General features: G+C 52.1%; 20 protein-coding genes. 8 read left to right on the plus strand and 12 right to left on the minus strand.

The genetic code is table 11. The features are described from left to right. Window position 1 precedes the first annotated feature (1 nt). Together GZZ87_RS04550 and GZZ87_RS04555 are read right to left on the minus strand one after the other, a co-directional pair. Window positions 2-421, minus strand: a complete 420-nt coding sequence (locus GZZ87_RS04550) for a hypothetical protein (protein WP_162026216.1) — start codon at window positions 419-421, stop codon at window positions 2-4. A gap of 16 nt (window positions 422-437) precedes the next feature. Beyond that, window positions 438-3017 carry a DNA translocase FtsK gene (locus tag GZZ87_RS04555; protein ID WP_162026215.1) on the minus strand — a complete coding sequence of 860 codons (2580 nt, stop codon included), beginning with the start codon at window positions 3015-3017 and terminating at the stop codon, window positions 438-440. A 362-nt stretch (window positions 3018-3379) separates the two neighbouring features. Here GZZ87_RS04555 and GZZ87_RS04560 point away from each other — a divergent pair, with 362 nt between their 5' ends. Genes GZZ87_RS04560 through purN form a run of 3 tightly spaced genes read left to right on the plus strand, consistent with a single transcriptional unit; the run spans window position 3380 to window position 5757 of the window. Next, window positions 3380-3955 (plus strand): nucleotide exchange factor GrpE, encoded by a 576-nt coding sequence (locus GZZ87_RS04560; RefSeq protein ID WP_162026214.1) that lies wholly within the window; start codon window positions 3380-3382, stop codon window positions 3953-3955. A 17-nt stretch (window positions 3956-3972) separates the two neighbouring features. Beyond that, entirely contained in the window at window positions 3973-5121 is a 1149-nt protein-coding gene (dnaJ, locus tag GZZ87_RS04565) for a molecular chaperone DnaJ (protein ID WP_162026213.1), read from the plus strand. Between the two features lie 42 nt (window positions 5122-5163). Continuing rightward, window positions 5164-5757, plus strand: coding sequence for a phosphoribosylglycinamide formyltransferase (purN, locus tag GZZ87_RS04570; protein WP_162026212.1), 594 nt, complete (start codon window positions 5164-5166; stop codon window positions 5755-5757). Between the two features lie 9 nt (window positions 5758-5766). Here purN and GZZ87_RS04575 read toward each other — a convergent pair whose 3' ends face one another. The 3 genes from GZZ87_RS04575 to GZZ87_RS04585 form a co-directional block, all read right to left on the minus strand. Further along, window positions 5767-6186, minus strand: a complete 420-nt coding sequence (locus GZZ87_RS04575; RefSeq protein ID WP_162026211.1) for a hypothetical protein — start codon at window positions 6184-6186, stop codon at window positions 5767-5769. 160 nt (window positions 6187-6346) lie between these two features. Then, window positions 6347-6796, minus strand: a complete 450-nt coding sequence (locus tag GZZ87_RS04580; protein WP_162026210.1) for a hypothetical protein — start codon at window positions 6794-6796, stop codon at window positions 6347-6349. Between the two features lie 89 nt (window positions 6797-6885). Then, the gene (locus GZZ87_RS04585) at window positions 6886-7887 is read right to left on the minus strand and encodes an NAD(P)-dependent alcohol dehydrogenase (RefSeq protein ID WP_162026209.1); all 1002 of its coding nucleotides are present in this window, start codon (window positions 7885-7887) and stop codon (window positions 6886-6888) included. Window positions 7888-8003: 116 nt separating this feature from the next. Between GZZ87_RS04585 and GZZ87_RS04590 the strand changes: the two genes are divergently transcribed. Beyond that, window positions 8004-8900, plus strand: coding sequence for a 50S ribosomal protein L11 methyltransferase (locus GZZ87_RS04590; RefSeq protein WP_162026208.1), 897 nt, complete (start codon window positions 8004-8006; stop codon window positions 8898-8900). 109 nt (window positions 8901-9009) lie between these two features. Further along, window positions 9010-9840 (plus strand): helix-turn-helix domain-containing protein, encoded by an 831-nt coding sequence (locus GZZ87_RS04595; protein WP_162026207.1) that lies wholly within the window; start codon window positions 9010-9012, stop codon window positions 9838-9840. 249 nt (window positions 9841-10089) lie between these two features. On the opposite strand, the gene GZZ87_RS04600 is transcribed toward GZZ87_RS04595, so the two are convergent. The 7 genes from GZZ87_RS04600 to GZZ87_RS04630 form a co-directional block, all read right to left on the minus strand. Then, entirely contained in the window at window positions 10090-10740 is a 651-nt protein-coding gene (locus tag GZZ87_RS04600; RefSeq protein ID WP_162026206.1) for a hypothetical protein, read from the minus strand. 63 nt (window positions 10741-10803) lie between these two features. Then, window positions 10804-11835, minus strand: coding sequence for a flotillin-like protein FloA (gene floA / locus GZZ87_RS04605; protein ID WP_162026205.1), 1032 nt, complete (start codon window positions 11833-11835; stop codon window positions 10804-10806). Next, the gene (locus GZZ87_RS04610; RefSeq protein WP_162026204.1) at window positions 11832-12296 is read right to left on the minus strand and encodes an NfeD family protein; all 465 of its coding nucleotides are present in this window, start codon (window positions 12294-12296) and stop codon (window positions 11832-11834) included. The genes floA and GZZ87_RS04610 overlap by 4 nt, the downstream gene beginning before the upstream one ends. Continuing rightward, window positions 12293-13726: an NfeD family protein gene (locus GZZ87_RS04615; protein WP_162026203.1), complete on the minus strand. Its 1434-nt coding sequence runs from the start codon at window positions 13724-13726 to the stop codon at window positions 12293-12295. Before GZZ87_RS04615 ends, GZZ87_RS04610 begins: the two co-directional genes overlap by 4 nt. 91 nt (window positions 13727-13817) lie before the next feature. Next, window positions 13818-15365, minus strand: coding sequence for a hypothetical protein (locus GZZ87_RS04620; protein WP_162026202.1), 1548 nt, complete (start codon window positions 15363-15365; stop codon window positions 13818-13820). Between the two features lie 7 nt (window positions 15366-15372). Continuing rightward, the gene (locus GZZ87_RS04625) at window positions 15373-15933 is read right to left on the minus strand and encodes a prepilin-type N-terminal cleavage/methylation domain-containing protein (protein ID WP_162026201.1); all 561 of its coding nucleotides are present in this window, start codon (window positions 15931-15933) and stop codon (window positions 15373-15375) included. After that, window positions 15923-16360 carry a prepilin-type N-terminal cleavage/methylation domain-containing protein gene (locus tag GZZ87_RS04630; protein ID WP_162026200.1) on the minus strand — a complete coding sequence of 146 codons (438 nt, stop codon included), beginning with the start codon at window positions 16358-16360 and terminating at the stop codon, window positions 15923-15925. Before GZZ87_RS04630 ends, GZZ87_RS04625 begins: the two co-directional genes overlap by 11 nt. A 652-nt stretch (window positions 16361-17012) precedes the next feature. On the opposite strand from GZZ87_RS04630, the gene GZZ87_RS04635 reads away from it, so the two are divergent. The 3 genes from GZZ87_RS04635 (at window position 17013) to trkA (ending at window position 20400) form a co-directional block, all read left to right on the plus strand. Then, complete coding sequence (locus GZZ87_RS04635) at window positions 17013-17618, plus strand: hypothetical protein (RefSeq protein WP_162026199.1); 606 nt, start codon at window positions 17013-17015, stop codon at window positions 17616-17618. 66 nt (window positions 17619-17684) lie between these two features. After that, window positions 17685-18605 (plus strand): aldose epimerase, encoded by a 921-nt coding sequence (locus GZZ87_RS04640; RefSeq protein ID WP_162026198.1) that lies wholly within the window; start codon window positions 17685-17687, stop codon window positions 18603-18605. Between the two features lie 445 nt (window positions 18606-19050). Next, the gene (trkA, locus tag GZZ87_RS04645; protein ID WP_162026197.1) at window positions 19051-20400 is read left to right on the plus strand and encodes a Trk system potassium transporter TrkA; all 1350 of its coding nucleotides are present in this window, start codon (window positions 19051-19053) and stop codon (window positions 20398-20400) included. Window positions 20401-20402: the final 2 nt, after the last annotated feature.

Here is a 20402-nt window from a genome sequence, read left to right on the forward strand (position 1 = left end):
TTTACGCCCGCCCGTAGAGCGCCTTCACCGAAGGGCGTGAGAGCACGATAATGGTAAACACACCGAGAATCGTGCCAAACGGGAACGCCACACAGGCCAAGCAGGCAAATACAAAGGAGAACATGTAGTTTTTGCGCTGCTTCAGGAATCGCCCCGAAACGATCACCGAGATCGAAAGCGCCTGCCCCAAGGCAAAGAACAACAAGCCTATTCCGATAAACAACCAGCCGAACCACTGAGGTGGCGGCCCGCCATTCGGCTGATTCGCCATCTCCTGTGAGAACTCCCCCACGCCAAAGACAAATATCGCCCCCATCGCCACATGCATCAGCGGGAGACAAGCGAACAGCGCCATCAAGCCGCCGAGCACATAATGCGCAATTGCGAGACTATCGAGATGAGAGTCGTCTGGGTTAATCATCCCTGCGAAATCGCGCCTACATCACATCCAGATCGACGAGGATCTCGCGAGGGCTGGAGCCGTTTTCGGGGCCGACGATACCGCGGTCTTCGAGCACTTCCATGAGGCGAGCCGCACGGTTGTAGCCGATACGCAAGCGACGTTGCAGCATCGAAGTAGAGGCGCGCTTGGTGCTGCGAAGCACGTCAATCGCATCAGGCAGAAGCTCATCAGCCTCTTCGCCACCCGCATCCAGTCCGCCACCTTCGTCGCCACCAGCATCGATTTGCTGCTGCACTTCTTGCGCAATCTCTGGCGGATCGTTGTTTTCCTTGAGGAATTCGACAATGGCCTCGATCTCTTCATCAGAGACGAACGCACCCTGCGCACGCACAAGACTGGACGTGCCCGGAGGGATGAAGAGCATGTCGCCTCGACCGATCAGCGCTTCAGCACCACCGCCATCGAGAATCGTGCGACTATCAATCTTGGAAGCCACCTTGAAAGAAATACGGCTCGGCAAGTTAGCCTTAATCACACCTGTCACGACATTCACCGACGGACGCTGTGTTGCGAGCACCAAGTGAATACCAGCCGCACGCGCGAGCTGTGCGATACGAGCGATACAGGTCTCGATATCCGCAGGCGCCACCATCATCAGATCGGCGAGCTCATCGATCACGCAAACGATATATGGCAACTTCTTCTTGGGAATTTCAAAGGCATCGTCGTCACGCGGCACATCCATCTTACTAATGGCAGCACGCTCTTCCGGAGTCATATCGGCATCCATCGCCTCGGCCTTGGCTTGCTCTTCCTTGTCCTTCAGAATCTTCGCGTTGAAGCCTGCAATATTACGGACATTGGTCTTCGCAAAAATTTGGTAGCGATGCTCCATCTCAGCGATCAACCATTTCAATGCGCCCGGCACCTTCTTGGCCTCGGTCACGACGGGGATCAACATGTGTGGCAGCGCGTTATACATCTGCATTTCCACGACCTTCGGGTCGACCATGATAAAGCGCAGATCCTCTGGACCTGAGTGGTAGAGCAGGGACGCAATAATCGCGTTGATACAGACGGTCTTACCAGAACCAGTGGAACCGGCAATCAAGACGTGCGGCATCTTGGTCAAATCCATCACCATCGGCTTACCCGTCACATCCTTACCCAGCACCACTGGAATCTCGGCATCCGCCTCCGCCCACGCTCTGGACTCGACGATATCACGCATGCAAACCGCCTCAGACACCTTATTCGGCACCTCGATACCGACCGTGCCCTTGCCTGGAACTGGCGCGAGAATACGCACCGACATGGCCTGTAGGCCGAGCGCAATATTCTTATCAAGGTTCACGATCTTTTCAACACGCACACCTGGCGCGGGTTTGACTTCGTAGCGGGTGATCACGGGGCCTGTGTGAATTTCACCGGGGATGACTTTAACACCGAACTCATCGAGCGTGCGCACGAGCGCTTCCATGGTGCCAGCGTGATCTTCCTGATGCAACGCACCTGCCGCCTGCGGCTCTGAAAGTAACTTCAACGGAGGAAACACATAATCACCACGGCGCTCTGGAATCGAAGCCACGGCTTTTTCAGTCTTCTCCTCGGAGACAACCTTAATCATCGAAGGATCAAATTTCGGCTTCGGCGGCTCGACCTCCTGCACTGGCTCGATCGGCGGCTGCGGCTCTTCCATCAGCGGCTTCGGCTGCTTCAACGTCGGTTTCTTTCCTGCCTTCAGACCAGTCGGAGAACTCACCGAAGCAGGTAACAGAGATCCTGGCCGATCATCGTCCTCCTCATCGTCAGGCTCCGCTTCATCCTTCGCCGGTGCCTTGCTCTTATTCGCCGCTTTCTCAGCAGCACGCTCAGCCTTGGCTGCGGCACGGTCGGCCTTGACTTGTGCCTTTGCCGCGGCCGCCTCTTCCTTCTCAAGGCGCTTGGCCTCTGCACGCTCAGCTTTAAGAGTCTTGCGCTCTTCCTTAGAAGCAGCCTGACCTTCGAGGAAGGCTGCGTAGGCATTTTGAATATAATCGAAGAAGCGCCCAAGATTATCAGTGAATACAATCACCGAGCCAATAACGAAGCCCATCAATAGTATGAGGAATGAACCAAAGGGGCCGATGAACGGCTGTAGCACTACCGTCGCAAAAAACTCTCCAAACACGCCACCCACTCCTTGCGAGAGTTGATGCTCAAAAATACCGCCCTGCATCTGAGCCGTGCCGATCGCCTCCATCATTGACGCCAAACCGGACGCACAAATCAACGAAGCTAGCGTCGCCAGCGCACTGACCAGTCGGCGACGCGGACGCTGCTGGAGAATAAAACGAACCCCAGCCCAAAGCAGGTAAAGCGGCACTAACCAAGTCGCCACTCCAATAAAATGAAACGCCCAGAAGCTCATTTCCGCACCAAACACCCCGACGAGGTTCATCTCCGGCTCCGTGGTATGCTGGCGCGACTGCGCGATCTCGAAATCCCAAATCGCTACGAAACTACATACGGCGATAAAAAACGACAATAGTCCCCACACTGGACGAGAGCCGGCTTTACGCGGCTGTGAGACGACTTTCTTCCTCGCTACTTTCTTCTTTGGGTTTCTTGCCATGTAGAATGCTTTAAAAATACGTGTTAAAACTCAGAAACAGAATCCACCTGAGTATCACAATCCAAGGAAACTCCAGCATAGAAGAGAAAAATGCAACTCCTAGAATGCACACCTTTTTAGATCTAGCGCATTTGAACAGTCAAAGCTTCCAATCAGAGCGAAACTGCAGACTGCCAAAGCGCAAAATCTTTGAAAAACAGCAGCCCACTCCCTTAATGAGGCGTGCCACACTTGATTTCGACGCCGTTTTTTAGTCTAAAACTGCGTCCTTGAACTCTGCGAAGTAATCAACACACTTCCGCGCTCAATCTTGGAACAGACCCGCTACTTGCGAATCTACTAGATCTCAAATTTTCCGAAACATGACAGACAAAAACACAGATACACCCGAAGAAATCGACGAAAACACTGAAGCCGCAGCGGCCGAAGTCGTCGAAGAAACTGCAACCGAAGCTGAAACTCCAGTCGTCGAGGCGACGCCTCTAGAAAAAGCCGAGACAGAAGCAGCGGAAATGAAAGCACGCTGGTTACGCTCAGTCGCGGACATGGAGAACTACCGCAAGCGCATTGGCCGCGAGAAGCAGGACATCATCCGCAGCGCAGCCGCCAATGTCGTCGAATCGCTCTTGCCCGTGCTCGATAATATGAAGCTTGGCCTGCAAGCCGCAGAAAATCATCCTGAAGCAAAAGATGTCACCATCGGCTTCAAAATGGTCGACGATCAGCTCAAGCGCTCACTCAGCGAGCAAGGCCTCGAAGAGCTCATCCCTGATGGCGAAACCTTCGACCCGAATCTTCACGAGTGCATCTCGCACCAACCATCCGCTGACGTCGAAGAAGACAAAGTCATCCAGACCGTCCGCGCAGGTTACCGCCTCAACGAACGACTCATTCGCGCAGCGAGTGTGATCGTCTCCAGTGGCCCCGAAAAAGCATAACCCTTTCTTAGACCACTATGTCGCAAGCAGATTTATACGAAACCCTCGGCGTCTCACGTGATGCGACAGCCGACGAACTCAAGAAGGCCTACCGCAAACTCGCAGTGAAGTATCATCCGGACAAAAACCCGGGCGATGCCGCAGCAGAAGCGAAATTCAAGGAGATCTCTTCGGCCTACGACAATCTCAAAGACCCTGATAAGCGTGCTGCCTATGATCGCTACGGACACGCTGCCTTCCAAGGTGGCATGGGCGGCGGCGGTGGCGGCGGCGGCCACGATCCATTCGACATGTTCCGCGAAGCCTTCGGTGGCCGCGGCGGTGGCGGTGGTGGCGGCATCTTCGAAGAATTCTTCGGCGGTGGCGGCGGTGGACAGTCAGCTGGGGGCGCAGCACACGGCTCCGATCTGCGCTATGATCTAGAGATCACTTTAGAAGAAGCGGTTAAAGGCTGCGAAAAAGAAATCCGCTATCGACGCCCAGTTGAGTGTAAGAAATGCCACGGCGAAGGCGCAGAGCCCGGCTCCAAGAAAGTCACTTGCTCGACGTGCGGTGGCGCTGGCCAAGTCTCTTCGAATCGCGGCTTTATTAGTTTCCGTCAAGTCTGCCCAAGCTGCCAAGGCGCGGGGCAAACCATCGAAAAGCCCTGCACCAGCTGTCGCGGTGAAGGCCGTGAGATGGAAACCAGCACCGTCAAGGTGCGTATTCCAGGTGGCGTCTCCACTGGCTCGAAGCTCCGCTCTGCAGGTAAGGGCGAAGCCGGCCAAATGGGCGGCCAAGCAGGCGACCTCTACATTATCGTCCACGTCAAGGAGCACGAACTCTTCGAGCGCCACGACCACGACCTCTTCTGCGAAGTGCCGATTAAGTTCACACTCGCCTCACTCGGTGGCTCAATCAACGTGCCGACGCTCTTTGGCAAGGGCTCACTCAAGATCCCATCCGGCACACAGACAGGCACCACCTTCCGCCTCCGCGGGCAGGGCGTCCCACATCTTCGCGGCAACGGCAAGGGCGACCTGCTGATTCGTGTTCAAGTCGAAGTGCCAACCAAACTCTCCAGCGAACAAAAGAAGAAGCTCGAAGAATTTGCTGAAGCCTGTGGCGACCCTGCAAATCCAATGAGCGAATCCTTCGTCGAAAAAGCGAAGAAGTTCTTCCGCTAGAGTTATACTCTTAATTCCCAATTCCTAATTCTTAATTCGCTTGTGGCTTATCCTATCGTAATTCTCGGCTCTGGCCGCGGCTCCAACGCTGAAGCACTCTTAAAGGCAGAAGCCAGCAAGAAGCTCGGCGCGGCTAAAATCGCTGCGATCATTAGTGATCACGAAGATGTCGGCATCTTAGAACTAGGGCAAAAGTATCACGTGCCCGCGATCTACATCGATCCGAAGCGCAAAGGTGCCCGCCTGAGCGAGGAGGCTCAAGAGACCTACATCGAGCGCATTCAGTCGTTTTCACCGAAGCTAGTGGTGCTGGCGGGATTCATGCGGATTATTGAGCGACGCTTCATCGAAGCCTTTGATGGCAATGTCATCAACCTGCACCCTAGCCTCTTGCCCAGCTTCCCGGGCATGAACGGCATTGGCCAGGCATGGGATCATGGCGTAAAAATCACTGGCTGCACCGTGCACTGGGTCACACCAGCGCTCGATGCCGGCCCGATCATCGACCAGAAAGAGATCCGAGTTGAAGAAAAGGATACGCTCGATATGCTTGAGAAGAAGGTGCACATCGTGGAGCATCAACTCCTGCCCGACGTCGTCGCCCGCCTGAGCAAAGGTAAGATCAAGCGACCGTAGATGAGTTGTTTATTCTATTGATGCTTTTTGATCCTCCAAATCGCCTCGGTAAACCGAAGAAGGCTGCTTTAGAGTAAACCCTGCTATAGAACGCATTTCTAGCGCTTTTTTAAAATCATCTAAAGAAAGACCGATCAACACTGCGTCGGTCTCGAGATCAATGATGAAGTAACCAGGGCTAGCACCTAGATCTAGAGCCTCTCTAGGCCGAAGCACCTCTCCTACTATGAATCGACTATTGCTGTTCAACCCGACCACGTTGGGGCCCACCACGATGGACGGCGTCTGGCCGCGATGGTTGATCGTTACTTGATGGCTATTCGCGACCGAGATAAAGTAATCCTCATTAATCGAGAAGCTGCCACCGCCGACACCACAGGCGGAAAGAATAAAAGCGGGAAGAAATATAAGTGCTACAGGGATTCTCATTATATTAACTTTCTATTAGTTTTACATTTCCGCACTAGAGATGCTCACGGTCCAAGACCCGTCAATGCATAGACGATGCCTCTCTGTGAACAGTTACTCACCACTGAGCCTGTTAGAGAATTGATTCCTACTCATTAGAGACAGTCAGTGCTTTTGATGACTAGATAATATCACCGAGATCTTGCATGACCACAACGTCACCAGCCTCTATTTCAAGTTGAGAATTCAAAGCCTCATGGGCAACGAACATATGGATCTCCGTTTTCTTGAACACTTTTATGATAGTAGATGATTTCTTAAAGAATGAACCGAGGCTCTTCTCATTTTGAATTAAATAATTGTTCAAAAAATCAGATAAAACGGTGTCATCCTTTAATTTCTCAGAATTTAAACTGAATAGGCCAGGAGCAAACTTTGCCTTCAGCCGATCCGAATTAATTAAACGAGAAGAATCAATAAAGAAACGCTCTTCAGTCACTCCAGCAGTGACTTGAACACGGGATATGACAGCTTCCCTCAAATCAAACCTTATGCTTGATATGTCCAAAGGTTCGGCCGAAGTGAATGTTGATAGCAGAAAAAGAAGAAAATAAATTTTGTTGAGATTCATAATTTTATATTTCGGCTCATCGAGACAATCGCAGCGGTCGAAATGCCCCCAGTCTAAGCCCACTGAATACCATGGTCAGAATTCCCCAATCACCGACTCAGCACAATGCGGTAGCGTGCCTGACCGCTTTCCAGGCGTTCGATTGCCTCATTCACTTGATCGAAGCGGAAGTGCTCCGTCACAGGCTCAATCTGGTGCAATGCTGCGAACTCCAGCATCTTGGCAATCGTTGCGGGGCTGCCCACTGGCGAACCGGAGACATTGAGCTGCCCCATGATCAAGGACATCGCTCCGAGATCAAGGGGCTCCAAGGTGGCGCCCAGCATGTGCAGGCGCCCCTTCGGCTTCAAAGTGCCCAAGTAGCGATTCCAGTCCAACTTCACATTTACCGTCGAGAGAATCAGGTCAAAGCTGCCCGCCGCCGCGGCCAACTCATCGGCATCGCGAGAGTTCAAAGTATGATGCGCGCCCATTTGTAAGGCCTCCTCACGCTTGGAATCACTGGACGTAAAGGCAGTCACCTCGCAGCCCCATGCGTTGAGAAAGCCCAAGGCCATGTGCCCGAGCCCACCAATGCCGATGACAGCGACCTTAGAGGTCGGCTTAATATCAAACTGAATCAACGGGTTAAATACCGTGATGCCACCACAAAACAGCGGCCCCGCCTTCGCTGGATCGAGCCCATCGGGCAGCGCCACCACGCTGACCGCACTCGCACGCACTTGCTCGGCAAAGCCACCATGCCGCCCAACAATGGTGCCAGTCGCCGTTGGACACAGATTATGATCGCCCTCCAAGCAAGAACCACAGGTGCAGCAATAGTCCGCATGCCAACCTAGGCCCACGCGCTGCCCCACCTTCAAATGCGTCACTCCACTTCCGACCTCGCCGATGGTGCCCACCACTTCATGCCCAGGGACGAAGGGATACTGCGTCATACCCCACTCATTGTTGAGCATGCTCAAATCACTATGACAAATGCCGCAGTGCTCTACCTTGATCTCGACCTCGCTCGCTGCGAGCGGACCGGGATCATATTCAAAAGGTTCAAGTTTTCCTCCTGGAGCGGTTGCGGCGTAAGCTTTAATCATAGGTTCACGAGCCTACAATCGAATCTAGCTTTGTCAAAAAACCACAGTCATTCATCCAAAAGCTTGCGATTTAACAGCGGAACCCTCATCAGCAGTTCTTTTCAATACGCATTCCTATGAGCACACAATTCGAACTCCGCGCCCTCATTCCCGACGAAATGGCTGACATCCTCGACGGCTATTTCTACGAAACTGAATCTTCTCACTGGGGCGTCATGCAGAAAGAGATCGACGATCCCTATGAAGTGTTCGGCATCTTTCCCGATGCTGGAACTGCACACGCTGCCCTCGCAGAACTACGTGCTGAGTTCCCTACACTGCCTGAGACATTTAACGAAACCGTGATCGAAGATGCGGATTGGCAGAATGCCTACAAAGAATTCGTCAAGCCATGGAGCGACCGCCAACTCCACTGGATTCCGCTTTGGGAGCGTGACAACATCAAGACGCCTGCCGATGCGGCCGTCGTCTATCTAGACGCAGGTATGGCCTTTGGCACGGGTGCGCACGAGACGACTCGCCTCTGCGCACGTCGCCTCCAAGACTACCGCGATGCCAATGCGGATAAGCTCGACAGCCTCGAAGTGATCGACGCAGGTTGCGGCTCTGGCGTGCTTGCCCTCTCCGCATCGACGCTCGGCTTTAAGAAGATCCTCGGCTTCGACTTCGACCCTGAAGCGATTGTGGTCTGCCACAGCAACGCCGAAGAGAATGCGCACATTACCAAGCTCGAGTTTGAAGTCGCTGACTTGGAAAAAGGTCTCAACGACCGCCAAGCCGACCTCTTACTCGCCAACATTCAGACCGACGTATTGATCCCGCACTGCAATCCCGTCGTTCACGGCGTCAAGTCTGGCGGCACGCTCGCACTCAGCGGCATCCTCGTGAAAGAGCTCGACCTCGTGCGCTCGCACTACGAAGCCAAATTCGCCGAGCTCCGCCCCGAAGACACGATCACTGTCGATTCACGCCAAGACGGCGAATGGGGTGACTTACAATTCATCCTTTCCTAGGGTGAACACAGGGGTTTTGAAAGATCACGCTGGCAATGTCGTCCGTGTGACTAAATACGCATGATTCCATGCTTGCGGTATAAAACAAGAGCCTTTCAAATGCCGACTAATGCAAAGTATCGGCGAACGATTTGAAGAAGCACGTAAGCGCAAGGGAATTTCTCTGCGTGAGGCAGCCGAGGCGACAAAAATCCGTAGTGATTTTCTCGGAAACATCGAGCAGAACAAATTCGATTTTGAGCTCCCAGAGATCTACAAACGTGGATTCCTGAAGAACTATGCACGTTATCTCAGGCTCGACCCCGAAAGTATCATCACCGATTACAATGCACATGTGTTGAGTAAAACGCGTGGTAATAAAAAGGGCGCTGAACTATTCGGCAGCTTGGAAGTCAAAGGCTCCAAGGAAGAACCGGTTCACTCCAAGGAAGAGCCTTCGTATGGTCGTATTTCACAAGCAACGCCAGTCAGCGAAGCCGAGGGTGAAGACGACACGAACGTAGAGGACGATAGTGACAAGATCTTCTACATCAAAGCGGGGCTCGTTGCGGTGGGCACACTGGCACTTGTCGTTGTCATCTTCAGTCTGATTAAAGCGATTCTAGGTGGCGATTCTGAGGTCGAAAGTCCTGAGCTTCGCGAGCCTCCTGCAATCACAGAGAGCGTGGAATCCACTTCGCCTGATGGAGCGTCTCCTGCAGAAGGCGAAGAAAGCATCACCCTGATTGCCAGTGGTAATGTGTATGTCCTCGTCAAGCAACGTAGCGACAATCAAGAACTCTTCCGCAAGACACTCAGCGGTGGCGAGACTGTCACCATATCAAAGGAAGGCCCAGTAGACATCCTGTTTACTGCAGGTGAAAACCTTGTGATCGTGAATCCAGCCGGTGAAAAACTTCGCCCAGAAGGCGAAGGCACTGCGAAGATCTCGATCCCGTAGTTGAGGTCAATTGGTCGGGGCTTTGCTTGCGAAGCCCGCGCTCTCGGAATGCAGTCAATCTGGCTTCAATCATTCGCCACGCGTGCAGCTAAAGCATACCGAAGCCCCAAAAGGCTTGAGCACTATCCGAACCAATCGCCACGCTCGAATGAGAGCGGCACTAGGAGATCCACGCCCCGTATCCCCATACAAACACATCAAACGACGCGGGCTTCGCAAGCAAAGCCCCTACGCCTGATAAAACGGAACCTAGTTCGCCACACCACTGCCGGACTCACGCACGCCAACGGGCTTGCCTAAGACTTCGCCATAGATAAACGCAGTGCGCGCTGCATCGGGATTGCGCAATACGGAACGCACGGAACCAGAACGTAGGCCTCCACTAACAGTCGATTTACGAGAACTTGTTGTTTCGGAAGATCGGTTCGATGCACTGGCTTGACGCTTCAATGCCTCAGCGCGGCGCTTCGTGAGCTCGATCTGTTGTAAGCGTGCCTGCATTTGTTGCTCGTAAACATTGTCCGACTCATCCCAAGAGAAGCGACCATCCGTCTCATCCTCATGCGGAGTCACTTCCACATGCGGCGCACGTTGATGCGTCTCCTTTTGGCGTTCAGCCACCTGCTTGTGCTGCTCACGATGCTGCGCAACTGGTTGAGCGGGAGCCGGTGGAGTCGCTCCGCCCGCGGCTTGTCGACGCTCCATGATTTTGCGACGAATCGCCTCTTGGATCTCGCGCTGACGCTCGGCAGCTTCATCGTCCTCGCCGCGCTGCCGTGGCAAAGTCGGCGGCCGCTGCTCGTCCTCGTCCTTGCTTTTAAAGATCTGATTCCCAAAGAGGTAGATCGCCCCAAAGACCAGGCCACCTACGACTTTTAAAATCTCTTCTAAATTATCCATTACGGTTTAGGTTTTAAGTAAAATGAGGCGGCCAGCGTTGACCGCCTCACTCATACAAAAACGCTATTTCTTTTCGTCTCCTTTGGAGATCGAATCGCGCATGTCTGTGTCTGCCTTGATGTTATTCATCTTGTAGTAGTCCATGACACCGAGATTTCCTGAGCGGAACGCTTCAGCCAATGCGAGTGGCACTTCGGCCTCTGCTTCGACGACCTTCGCCTGCATCTCTTCGACCTTCGCCTTCATTTCTTGCTCAAGGGCGACCGCTGCAGCACGGCGCATTTCGGCCTTCGCTTGAGCGACGTTCTTATCCGCCTCAGCTTGCGACTCTTGCAACTTCGCGCCGATATTCTCACCAACGTCCACGTCGGCAATATCAATTGAAAGAATCTCGAACGCAGTGCCGACATCGAGACCACGCTCCAGAACGACCTTGGAAATACTATCGGGCGATTCGAGCACGGTCTTATACGAATCGGCCGAACCGATGGTTGTGACAATACCTTCACCCACACGGGCGATAATCGTCTCTTCGAGGGCGCTGCCCACATAGTTATCGAGATTCGAACGCACCGTCACACGGGCACGCGCCTTCACTTGAATGCCGTCTTTGGCGACACCGTCGATCGTCGAACGTCCACCACCGGAGGCAGGGCATTCGATGACCTTGGGGTTAATCGAAGTGCGCACCGCTTCGAGCACCGACTTGCCGGTGCCCTTGGTTGCGAGGTCGATTGCACAGGCACGTTGCCAGTTGAGATTGATGTTGGCCTTATCCGCCGCGATGATCGCCTGCACGGTCTGAATCACATTACCTTCCGCAAGGTAGTGCGCTTCGAGATCGTTCGCACTGATCTCGATCCCGGCTTTAACCGCGGTAATACGTGCGTTCACCACTAAGGACGCTGGCACACCGCGTAGACGCATCGCAATCAAAGTCGCAAACCCTACGGCCGCACCCGAAAGCCGAGCCCGCAACCATGTCATGAAGAAGGTCGCGATAATCAGCACCATAACCAGGACGATCAGTGCCAAGATCGCAGCAGCGCCGAGTTGCCAGCCAGCTAAGGCGAGAGGGAGGAGTAATGTATTCATAGTTTTTTAATGATTAATTTGAAACTGTCTTGAGCCACGACCGCAATTGCCTCGTCGCGCTCGATGTAGCCATCTTGGGAGGAAGCTTCGTAGCTCTTCCCGCCAATCGCAACCTTTCCAGACGGATTTAGGCGAGTTAAAGTAATGCCCTCTTTCCCTATGATCGAATCTTCTGCCACCGCCGCGCGCGTGTGCCCTTCGATTGCAGATTTTAGAAAGAACTTCTGCCCGAGCGAGGTCTTCGCCAGCAACTTGAATTCCACAAACACGAGCACGCCAATCGCGACCAGTGAGCCAAAAAACACTGCCATCGCTCCTAGTGCTCCGTATGCTTCGAAACCGAACCATGTCGCGACCAACACACACAGTGCAGCCAACACTCCGAGCACGCCACCGGGGAGAATGATCTCAAAGAAGACCAACACCAGCGCTGCAGCGATTAAACCAAGTATCATACTCATGCCGACACCTCCTCTACGATTAAATCAAAGTCATTGCTCGACACCACGCGCACCGTCGCGCCGCGCTCAATCATGCCGACCGCACAATGCGCCTCATAGCGCTGCCCCTTAATCTCAACACGCCCGCCAGGATGCAATGGCGTGAGTGCCACGCCCTCGCTGCCAACGTTGGGTAGCTTCGATTCGCGCACTTCACGAATGGTCTGACTATCGCCACCCGCCGCAGTTTCCAGCACCAGTTGCCGCTCGAACCACGAACCCTTAAAGAATCGGCCCACCAGCAGAATACCACCAAAGGCAATAGAAATACCATAAATCAACTGCACCAAGGGCTCGGCAAACATCTCAGGGGTCAGCCCCACGCCTTCACCATCCTCACTCGCTGGCCAATAATCGACCATCGTCCAAAGCAGCGAACCGAGCATCAGGCCGATACCTGAGAGCGCAAACACCACCGTCCCCGGAAATAAGAACAGCTCCACCAGCACCAGCAGCACGCCGAGCAGAAAGAAAAAGATCGCCTCATTGCCCGCAAGCCCTGCCACATAATGACTGGCAAAGAAAATCCCTAGCAAGACGAGACCACCGATGCCAAACACCCCGAAACCTGGCGTTTTAAATTCGAGAAAGAGCAGTAACACGCCCAAGCCCATCAGCAGTGGCGCGATGGTATTCATCCACTTCGCGATTTCCTCGGAGTAGCTGATCTCAAAGTCGCGGATCTCGTAATTCCCCGCGCCAAGCCGGGCATCGAGCAGATCCTCAATCGAATCGTAGATCCCCTCACCTAGCAGTTTGTGGGGCGGATCGCCGTATTCTTTGACCGCTTCTGTCGCGGTGAGCGTTAATAACTCGCCCGCCGGCTTGATCACTTCTTCGCCAATTTTCAGCTCAAAGTCTGCGTCAAGCATCGCACGCACCACATCGGAGCGATACGGATACTCCGCAGTCATCACGCGAATATTCGCCCGCAGATAACTCTCAATCTTCTGCTTCGCGGTCTCAGCCACATCCTCGCCCGTGCCTTGAATCACAGCCGAGGCACCCATTTTACCGCGCGGTGAGAAGTAGATCTCTTGAGTCGCGGCTGCAATGAACGAACCCGCCGAGATCGCGTCATGGTTGACATACGTCGCCGTGATGCCGTCGAAACGATCCAGCATCTCCATCATATCCAGCGTGATATCGACCCGACCACCAGGGGTATCCATATCGAGGATCACCATGCCGACATCGTTGGCGATGGCCTCCTTCAGCCCGCGGCGTAGGATATACAAATTTGGTGTGCTAATCGCACCTGTGATCGGAATCACATAGACATCAACCACCTCTGCGGCCTTCGAAACAGCATCCGTTGGCTCTACTTTTTGAGCAAACAAGCCAGTCGAACAAGCAAAGAGTAACAGGAGTAAAATCCGACGAATCGTCATATCTCTGCATATATCTGAAAATAACGCGTAGAAGGCAAGACCCCTTGGCAATTTTCAAACGATCGGATCTGACACGTCCGACTCGTATACGCTAATTAAGGGCACTATCTGAAGCAACGACTTCCTTCCAGCTTTTCACTGCAAATATCGCATCGGTTGCAACACTATCAAACGGACTCTCAAACTCATCCTCAGTCGCCACACCCAACGTCGTATCATAAAAGAAATTCACTCCATTTGGACAAGAAAAACTACCAGCAACAATGGCGCCCAGATAATCAAAGATCCCATTCCCTTGACCGCCAGTGGACACCGACGAATAGGGCGCATTAATCACCATTGCGATTCGATCATCATTATTAAATTGCACATTTGGGCCACTCGGATTCTCAGCAGATAAGTCAACATACGGAGTCACTTGAAACTGGATCGGCTTATCGTTGTAAGTGCTACCAGTAAAGTGGTTATTACCATCTGAAATAAGGTGTAAGGTCGCGCCTTCCTCAAAGTAAATATCTCCATGAATATTAAAACCATTCTTAACATACAGGACCACATCCCCCTTGACCGTCAACTGAGACCCATTTTGAAGGTTAATGCTCGGGGTAGATAATACGACCTGCTCACCAGTCGCGCCGATGACACGATCATCGCCATCGGCAGTAAAGAGCACATCTGCGTCTGAGCCGTTTTGCCAATAATTCTGATCCACACCATAATCAGGGTCATTCGAATTCCAAAAAGAAGCAGAAGTGATCTCGGTCTGCCCTGCAGGAGCCCAATATTCGCTAGTATCAGGATAGACTGGATCATTAATTTCCCCATTATAATTCTGCTGAATACCTTCAGAATTCAACGAGTCGGCCGAATCCTCTGGCGAAAGACTTAACCATAAATTCTGATCCAATTGATTCGAATTCGTTTTACCACTATCATAGCCAATCTCTCCGCCTCCAGAATTCAAAATACCATTAATAATCGCGTTGTTCACCTGAATCGCAGAACTACCCGTAGCAATCGTTACAATTGATGCTGCGTAACCAGTATCTTGCCCATAGACTGGATCTGTCGTCTGATCGGAGCTATAGCTAGCATACAGGGGTCTTTTATCTCCATTTCCATGGAGAATCTTAATTGAGAACCTAGCAGCGACTGCATTCGCAAAAATAGGCGTCGAATACTCCACATCTACAATCCCGCCTTCTCCAGGCATATCGGATTGCGCCTCAACAACGACCGCCCGCTGAACAAGCCCTCCTGCAAATGGGATCGTTGCTAATGAGTGAATCTCATACAAATCTGAATTACTCGATTCTCGTGTAACTGCGACATCGACGGTGGCGATATAACTGCCAACTTCATAGCTGTAGCCGCCTTCAGGTGCCTGCCAAGATAAGCCAGCAACACCGTTTTCCTGCAATTCATTAATCCCAATTTCAATCCCAGACTCTGCTAAGTGCAATGCAACATCTCTGAGGCTAGCTCGCTTCGCGATCTTAGCAGTGTGGCCTGAATATTGAATCACACTTCCGAGTAATACGCTAAATACTGTGGCAAAAATGATGGCAGTTAACAAGATAGAGCCGCAAGTATTGCGTCCATGAGTCGAACGTAAGAATGTGGATTCAATGGTTTTCATATATATATTATTCGACGTTCGTGTAAGATTTATTTCGGAACATCACCATAGTAATATCGATGTCCTTAGAGATGTCGCTAAAATGGCCATCAACTGAGCGTTCGAGCGTGATCTTAACCGCATTGGTGCCTGCAGCCGTAACGGCAACAGTTCCCATCTGAGTATAGTATTCAAAAGTAACAGCACTGAGCCCGTCATCTTGAGCCGACAAAAGAACCTCAGCCACATTCGCTCCTGTTAGCTCGTTCCGCTTTAATTCAAGGGAATCCCCACTACCACTAACGGTATATATTATTGTATCCGTGTTCCCCGCGATGTCGGTTGTCACAAACATAAAATCAGTCGCGGTTTGAGTCAAAACCTCAGAGACGCCCCTTAACTCACTCTCAAGAATCTGTTGAATTTTTAGATTATCGCTAGTCGCCGACGTTTCATCCATCGAAACTTTCATCGTTTTGCCCATTGTGAGCACCGTCCCCAACAAACCAGTCAAAACCATCAAGCTGATCGCGGACGCAACCATGAGTTCGACTAAAGTGAAGCCTGATTTTTGTTTATTAATTCGCATCACTATGGCTTTTATCGGACAGTCCGTTCTCCGTAAAAAATGCTCGGCCTACCACTTCTTGCCGCCGACCATCCTGAGTCCAAGTCACCATCACCCTAGCATCCAACATGCCCTCAAGCTCGTCCTCACCCTCGGCCACTTCGAGCACCGTCAGATACTGAATCCCAAGATGCTCATCGGATACATTCGCGCGAGGGTTCGTCACCAAGTCCTCTACATCGCTAAACTCAACCGTTCGTAAACCCTCAAGCTCGGCCAAGACTAACATACTGGCTCTCGTTTGCGAATCAGTTCTAAAGTTCAGCTTACGATTCGCAACTAAAGCCGCGGGAATTGCCAGTAGCACAATCGAAAATACAGCAACACCGATCATCACCTCAATGAGGCTGAATCCAGAGTTTCGATTATATTTACGTGCTAGATACATCTTATTAAAATCCCTCAACACCATTATTTTTCGAGCGAGACATGAAGGACATACACCCTACTCATTGCGTAAGGCATACACCCTACTCCAAGGTTCCTACATTAAGAGTTATGTCAATACTAACACACTTCAGTGGTTTCGCAGATCCCAATATATTGGGACAGGTGCGTGCAAAAAAGTCAGCACAACCGCTTCTTCACAAAACGCTCCAAGCGACTGATCTATATAACTTATTGAAAATTAAAGGATTACAGCTTTGTTGCGTTCTGAAATGAGCGTGCAAACAGACTTCGCTGAAAGGTTGAATAGCCGCTGGTTGCCTGCTTCCATTCAGGTTTTTCGACGACAAAAAGCGATGACAACCAGCATTCATAGACTCGTTTAACCCACGCAGTGCTAGATGGCTACGCGTTTGCGGCAGTTCGTTCAGACGTTGCCGAAGTATCGATTCGGAATCAAAAATCCACGATTCCAAAGGACTGAGCAAAAGCCGTATCCCCCTTATACTGATTCACATTGGTGAAGTCCGAACGCCCGTCGCTCACATCCATCGATGTGAGTCAAACAAAGCGAGCCTGCGCGATTCTTAGCCTTGATCTCTCGAAGATAGAAAGATGCAGTGGCTTCCGTGTTTACATTCAAATCACTCCAGATGAAAATCGTCTCCCCATTGTTGGCCCTTCTTTTATTGGTGTCTTGCCAAAACAGCTCAGTCACTGAGCTCCAAAGCGGCATCGACAGGCAATGGATCGGAGGCGGTGAGTATCGCGTTTTGGTCATGTCGAATGCTGCAAGTCCCAAGATCCGCACAATGCTGGAAGATCACATGGTTGAATCACTCCAATTAGAAGGGGTGAATGCCTCCGTATCTTATACAACACTACCGTCAGTTACGTCGATGAACGTAGAAACCATGAACAGCTACCTCGCAGGCAATGCGCCCGCAGCCATTCTGTTTATGCGGATCGGTAACGTGCAGAAGACAGAAACAAGCAAGAAGCGTTCGAGTTCCGCATTAACTGACGAGCTACTAGGAGCATCCGCACCCGGGTTATGGGAAACCAACATTAGCACCATCGTTACCAACTATTTATTTGTAAGCGGCGAACGTGAACCAGTATGGATGAATGCAATCCAAGTCGACGCAGACGTGGATCACATCAGCTCCGCCGTGGATAAATACATCACTCAAGAATTTGAGAAGATGATGGAAGCGGGCATCGTAAAGCATTTGAAGCACCCATCGATTCACCCATAAACAGAATCACACTCCAGGGCACTTTCCTATTTCCAAGTGCGGAATTAGTCTTACACAACAATCCCCATGGAAACGATTGATTATAACGGAGTCACACTGCATCGCTGGAATTGCGGCCCTTCGACCTTTCTTGCTCGTATCGAAGAAGGCGCGCGCTTGATGAATTGGAACGTGCAAATGTCGGATGGCAGCGTGCGCGACGTCATTCACTGGCCAGAAAATGCCGACTTCGGTAACTTTGCCAAGGTGCGCGGCGGCAATCCCATTCTCTTCCCGTTCGCTGCTCGCAGCTTCCATGCAGGCGAACTCGGCTACTGGCCAGACCAGCACGGCACAGTGCGTCCGATGCCCATGCATGGATTCACCCGCAATGGTGCATTCGCAATCGTCTCCATCAACGAGCAAGGCTTTACAGCAGAGCTGAAACCAACGGAGGCCGACACAGAAGCTTACCCCTACACTTACCGCTTTACCGTGCGCTACGAGTTTAGCGACTTATCGCTGAAAGTCACACTAGCGCTAGAGAATCTGGACACGCAGCCGATGCTCTGGTCAGCAGGGCACCACTTCTACTTCACGCTGCCTTGGCGTGAGGGATCGACGCGCTCGGACTACCGCTTCAAGATCCCAGCCAAAGAATGCTACACCCAGGCCGACGACGGCTCACTCGTGCCAGTCAAACGGTTTAACAAAGAAAGCTCGTTCGGCAAATCCGAGAACAGCGACCGCATCTTTACCAAATTGAACGGTGAACTCATTACATTTGGCCCCAACGACGGCAGCGAAGACATCAAGATGCGCATTTTGCAGAACACAGAGACCGCTTCGCCCGAAAACGCGGTGGTGATCTGGACTGAATTCAAAGACAGCCCGTTCTACTGCGTCGAGCCTTGGATGGGGCCGCCAAATAGCGCCGAGCACGGCAAAGGCCTACACACAGTCGAGCCAGGCAAGCGGTCCAGCTTTACGGTAGAAATTTCGGTGTAAAAGCTGCATCCGGTAGCTGCGCGCTTCAGGCCAATGCCATTGCATATTTCGATACCTGTATGTTTTCGGACGAAATTAAAACCTAGAGCGCTGAGATTCAGCCACAAAAAGGCACGAAGAAGCACGAAAACTAAATAGCAGAAAATTTTGTGCATTCTTGTGCCTTTTCGTGGCCATAAAATACGCATGGCTAGAACGTAATCCTATTTAAATTTTGCTAATCTGGTAATATGCAATGCATTGCGCTTCAGACGCAGTTTTGCGAAGGCTCGGCGAGCGGCCTAAAACACCGCACTACGACTCTCCAAGGCCGTCCCCTAGTAATTTAATAGGTGCCCAATTCCACGGCAAATGATGAGGTTTTCTCCTCAAATTAAACTCTGGAAATACTAGGAGACACCGTCACACTGCGCCAGAAGTTTAAAGTCATTTAGACATATTCGTTATGAAAATCATCATCGTTGGCGCCGGCGAAGTCGGCCACAATCTTTGCACCACACTCTCTGCCTCTGGGCACGATGTGACCTTGATCGAACGCTCACCGCTACGCTGTGAGAAGCTCGATGAGGAGCAGAATGCACGTATCATTCAAGGTAACGGTAGTTCTGCGCGTCAACTGGTCGAAGTCGATGTGGCGGAGTGCGATGCCTTCCTCGCGATGACGAGTGACGACCGCACCAATGTGATCTCCTGCTCACTAGCCAAAGGGCTCGGCGCAAAGAACACCATCGCCCGCATCCACGACGAGACCTACAGTGACAATTCGGTAATCAACTACCAACTGCACTTCGGCATCGACCTGCTGGTCAATCCGGAAGCCATTTGCGCGGTTGAGCTGGCCAAGGAAATTCGCGGCGCTGGTCGTGTCGCGGTGGAAAACTTTGCCCGCGGCCAAATCGAAGTGCAGCAGCAACGCGTCGCAGCAGGCTCTCGCTTGATCGGGAAGCAGCTCAAAGACCTCAAATTCGACCCTCGAGTGCGCATTGGCTACATTCAACGCAACGGCATCAGCGAAATCGCCAGTGCCGATAGCATCATGGAAGAAGGCGATCTCGTCACCCACTTCGGCCATCCTGAAGCATTGTTCGCCATACGCCAAAAATTTGATCCAAAGCACAAAGTGGATCTCTCACGGGTCGTGCTCTTCGGAGCCAGCGAAACTGCGATTAATTTGATCCAATTACTCACGAATCCACGTTTCAAAATTCGCGTGATCGAGAAAAACCCCGAAATTTGCCGCCAGTTGGCAGAGCGTTTCCCACACATCACGGTTATTAACGGCGATGCCACCTCGCTGCGCTTGCTCGAAGAAGAGCAAATCGGCAGCGCCGACTATTTCGTGGGTTGCACAAAGGATGACGAGGAAAACATCCTCACCTGTATTCAAGCCTCCAAACTCGGCGCGAAGCACGTGCAACTGGTGATCAACAAGGGCGACTACGACGAACTGCTCGGCATGCTAAAGACGACCCTCGCCATCGAGGTGGTCGTCTCTCCGCGTCGTGCCACTGCCGACTTCATGCTCCGCACGCTCTCGACCGAAACAGTCGCCATGCTCGCCGAATTGCCCGCAGCAGGAGGCCGAATCCTCGAAGTGCGCATCAGTCACTCCAGCCCATGTGTCGGCCGCAGCGTCAAAGACCTGCAATTCCCGCGGGGTAGCCTACTGGTTGCGCTACAGCATAAATTCAAAGCGAAAGTGCCTGCCGCAGACGATATTATCCTCGCCGGTGACCGCGTCGTGGTGATCGTCACCAACGATCAGGAAAAAGCGCTCCTTGAACGCCTCGTCTAAAC

The organism is Lentimonas sp. CC4, assembly GCF_902728235.1.
In the GTDB taxonomy this organism is placed as follows: domain Bacteria; phylum Verrucomicrobiota; class Verrucomicrobiia; order Opitutales; family Coraliomargaritaceae; genus Lentimonas.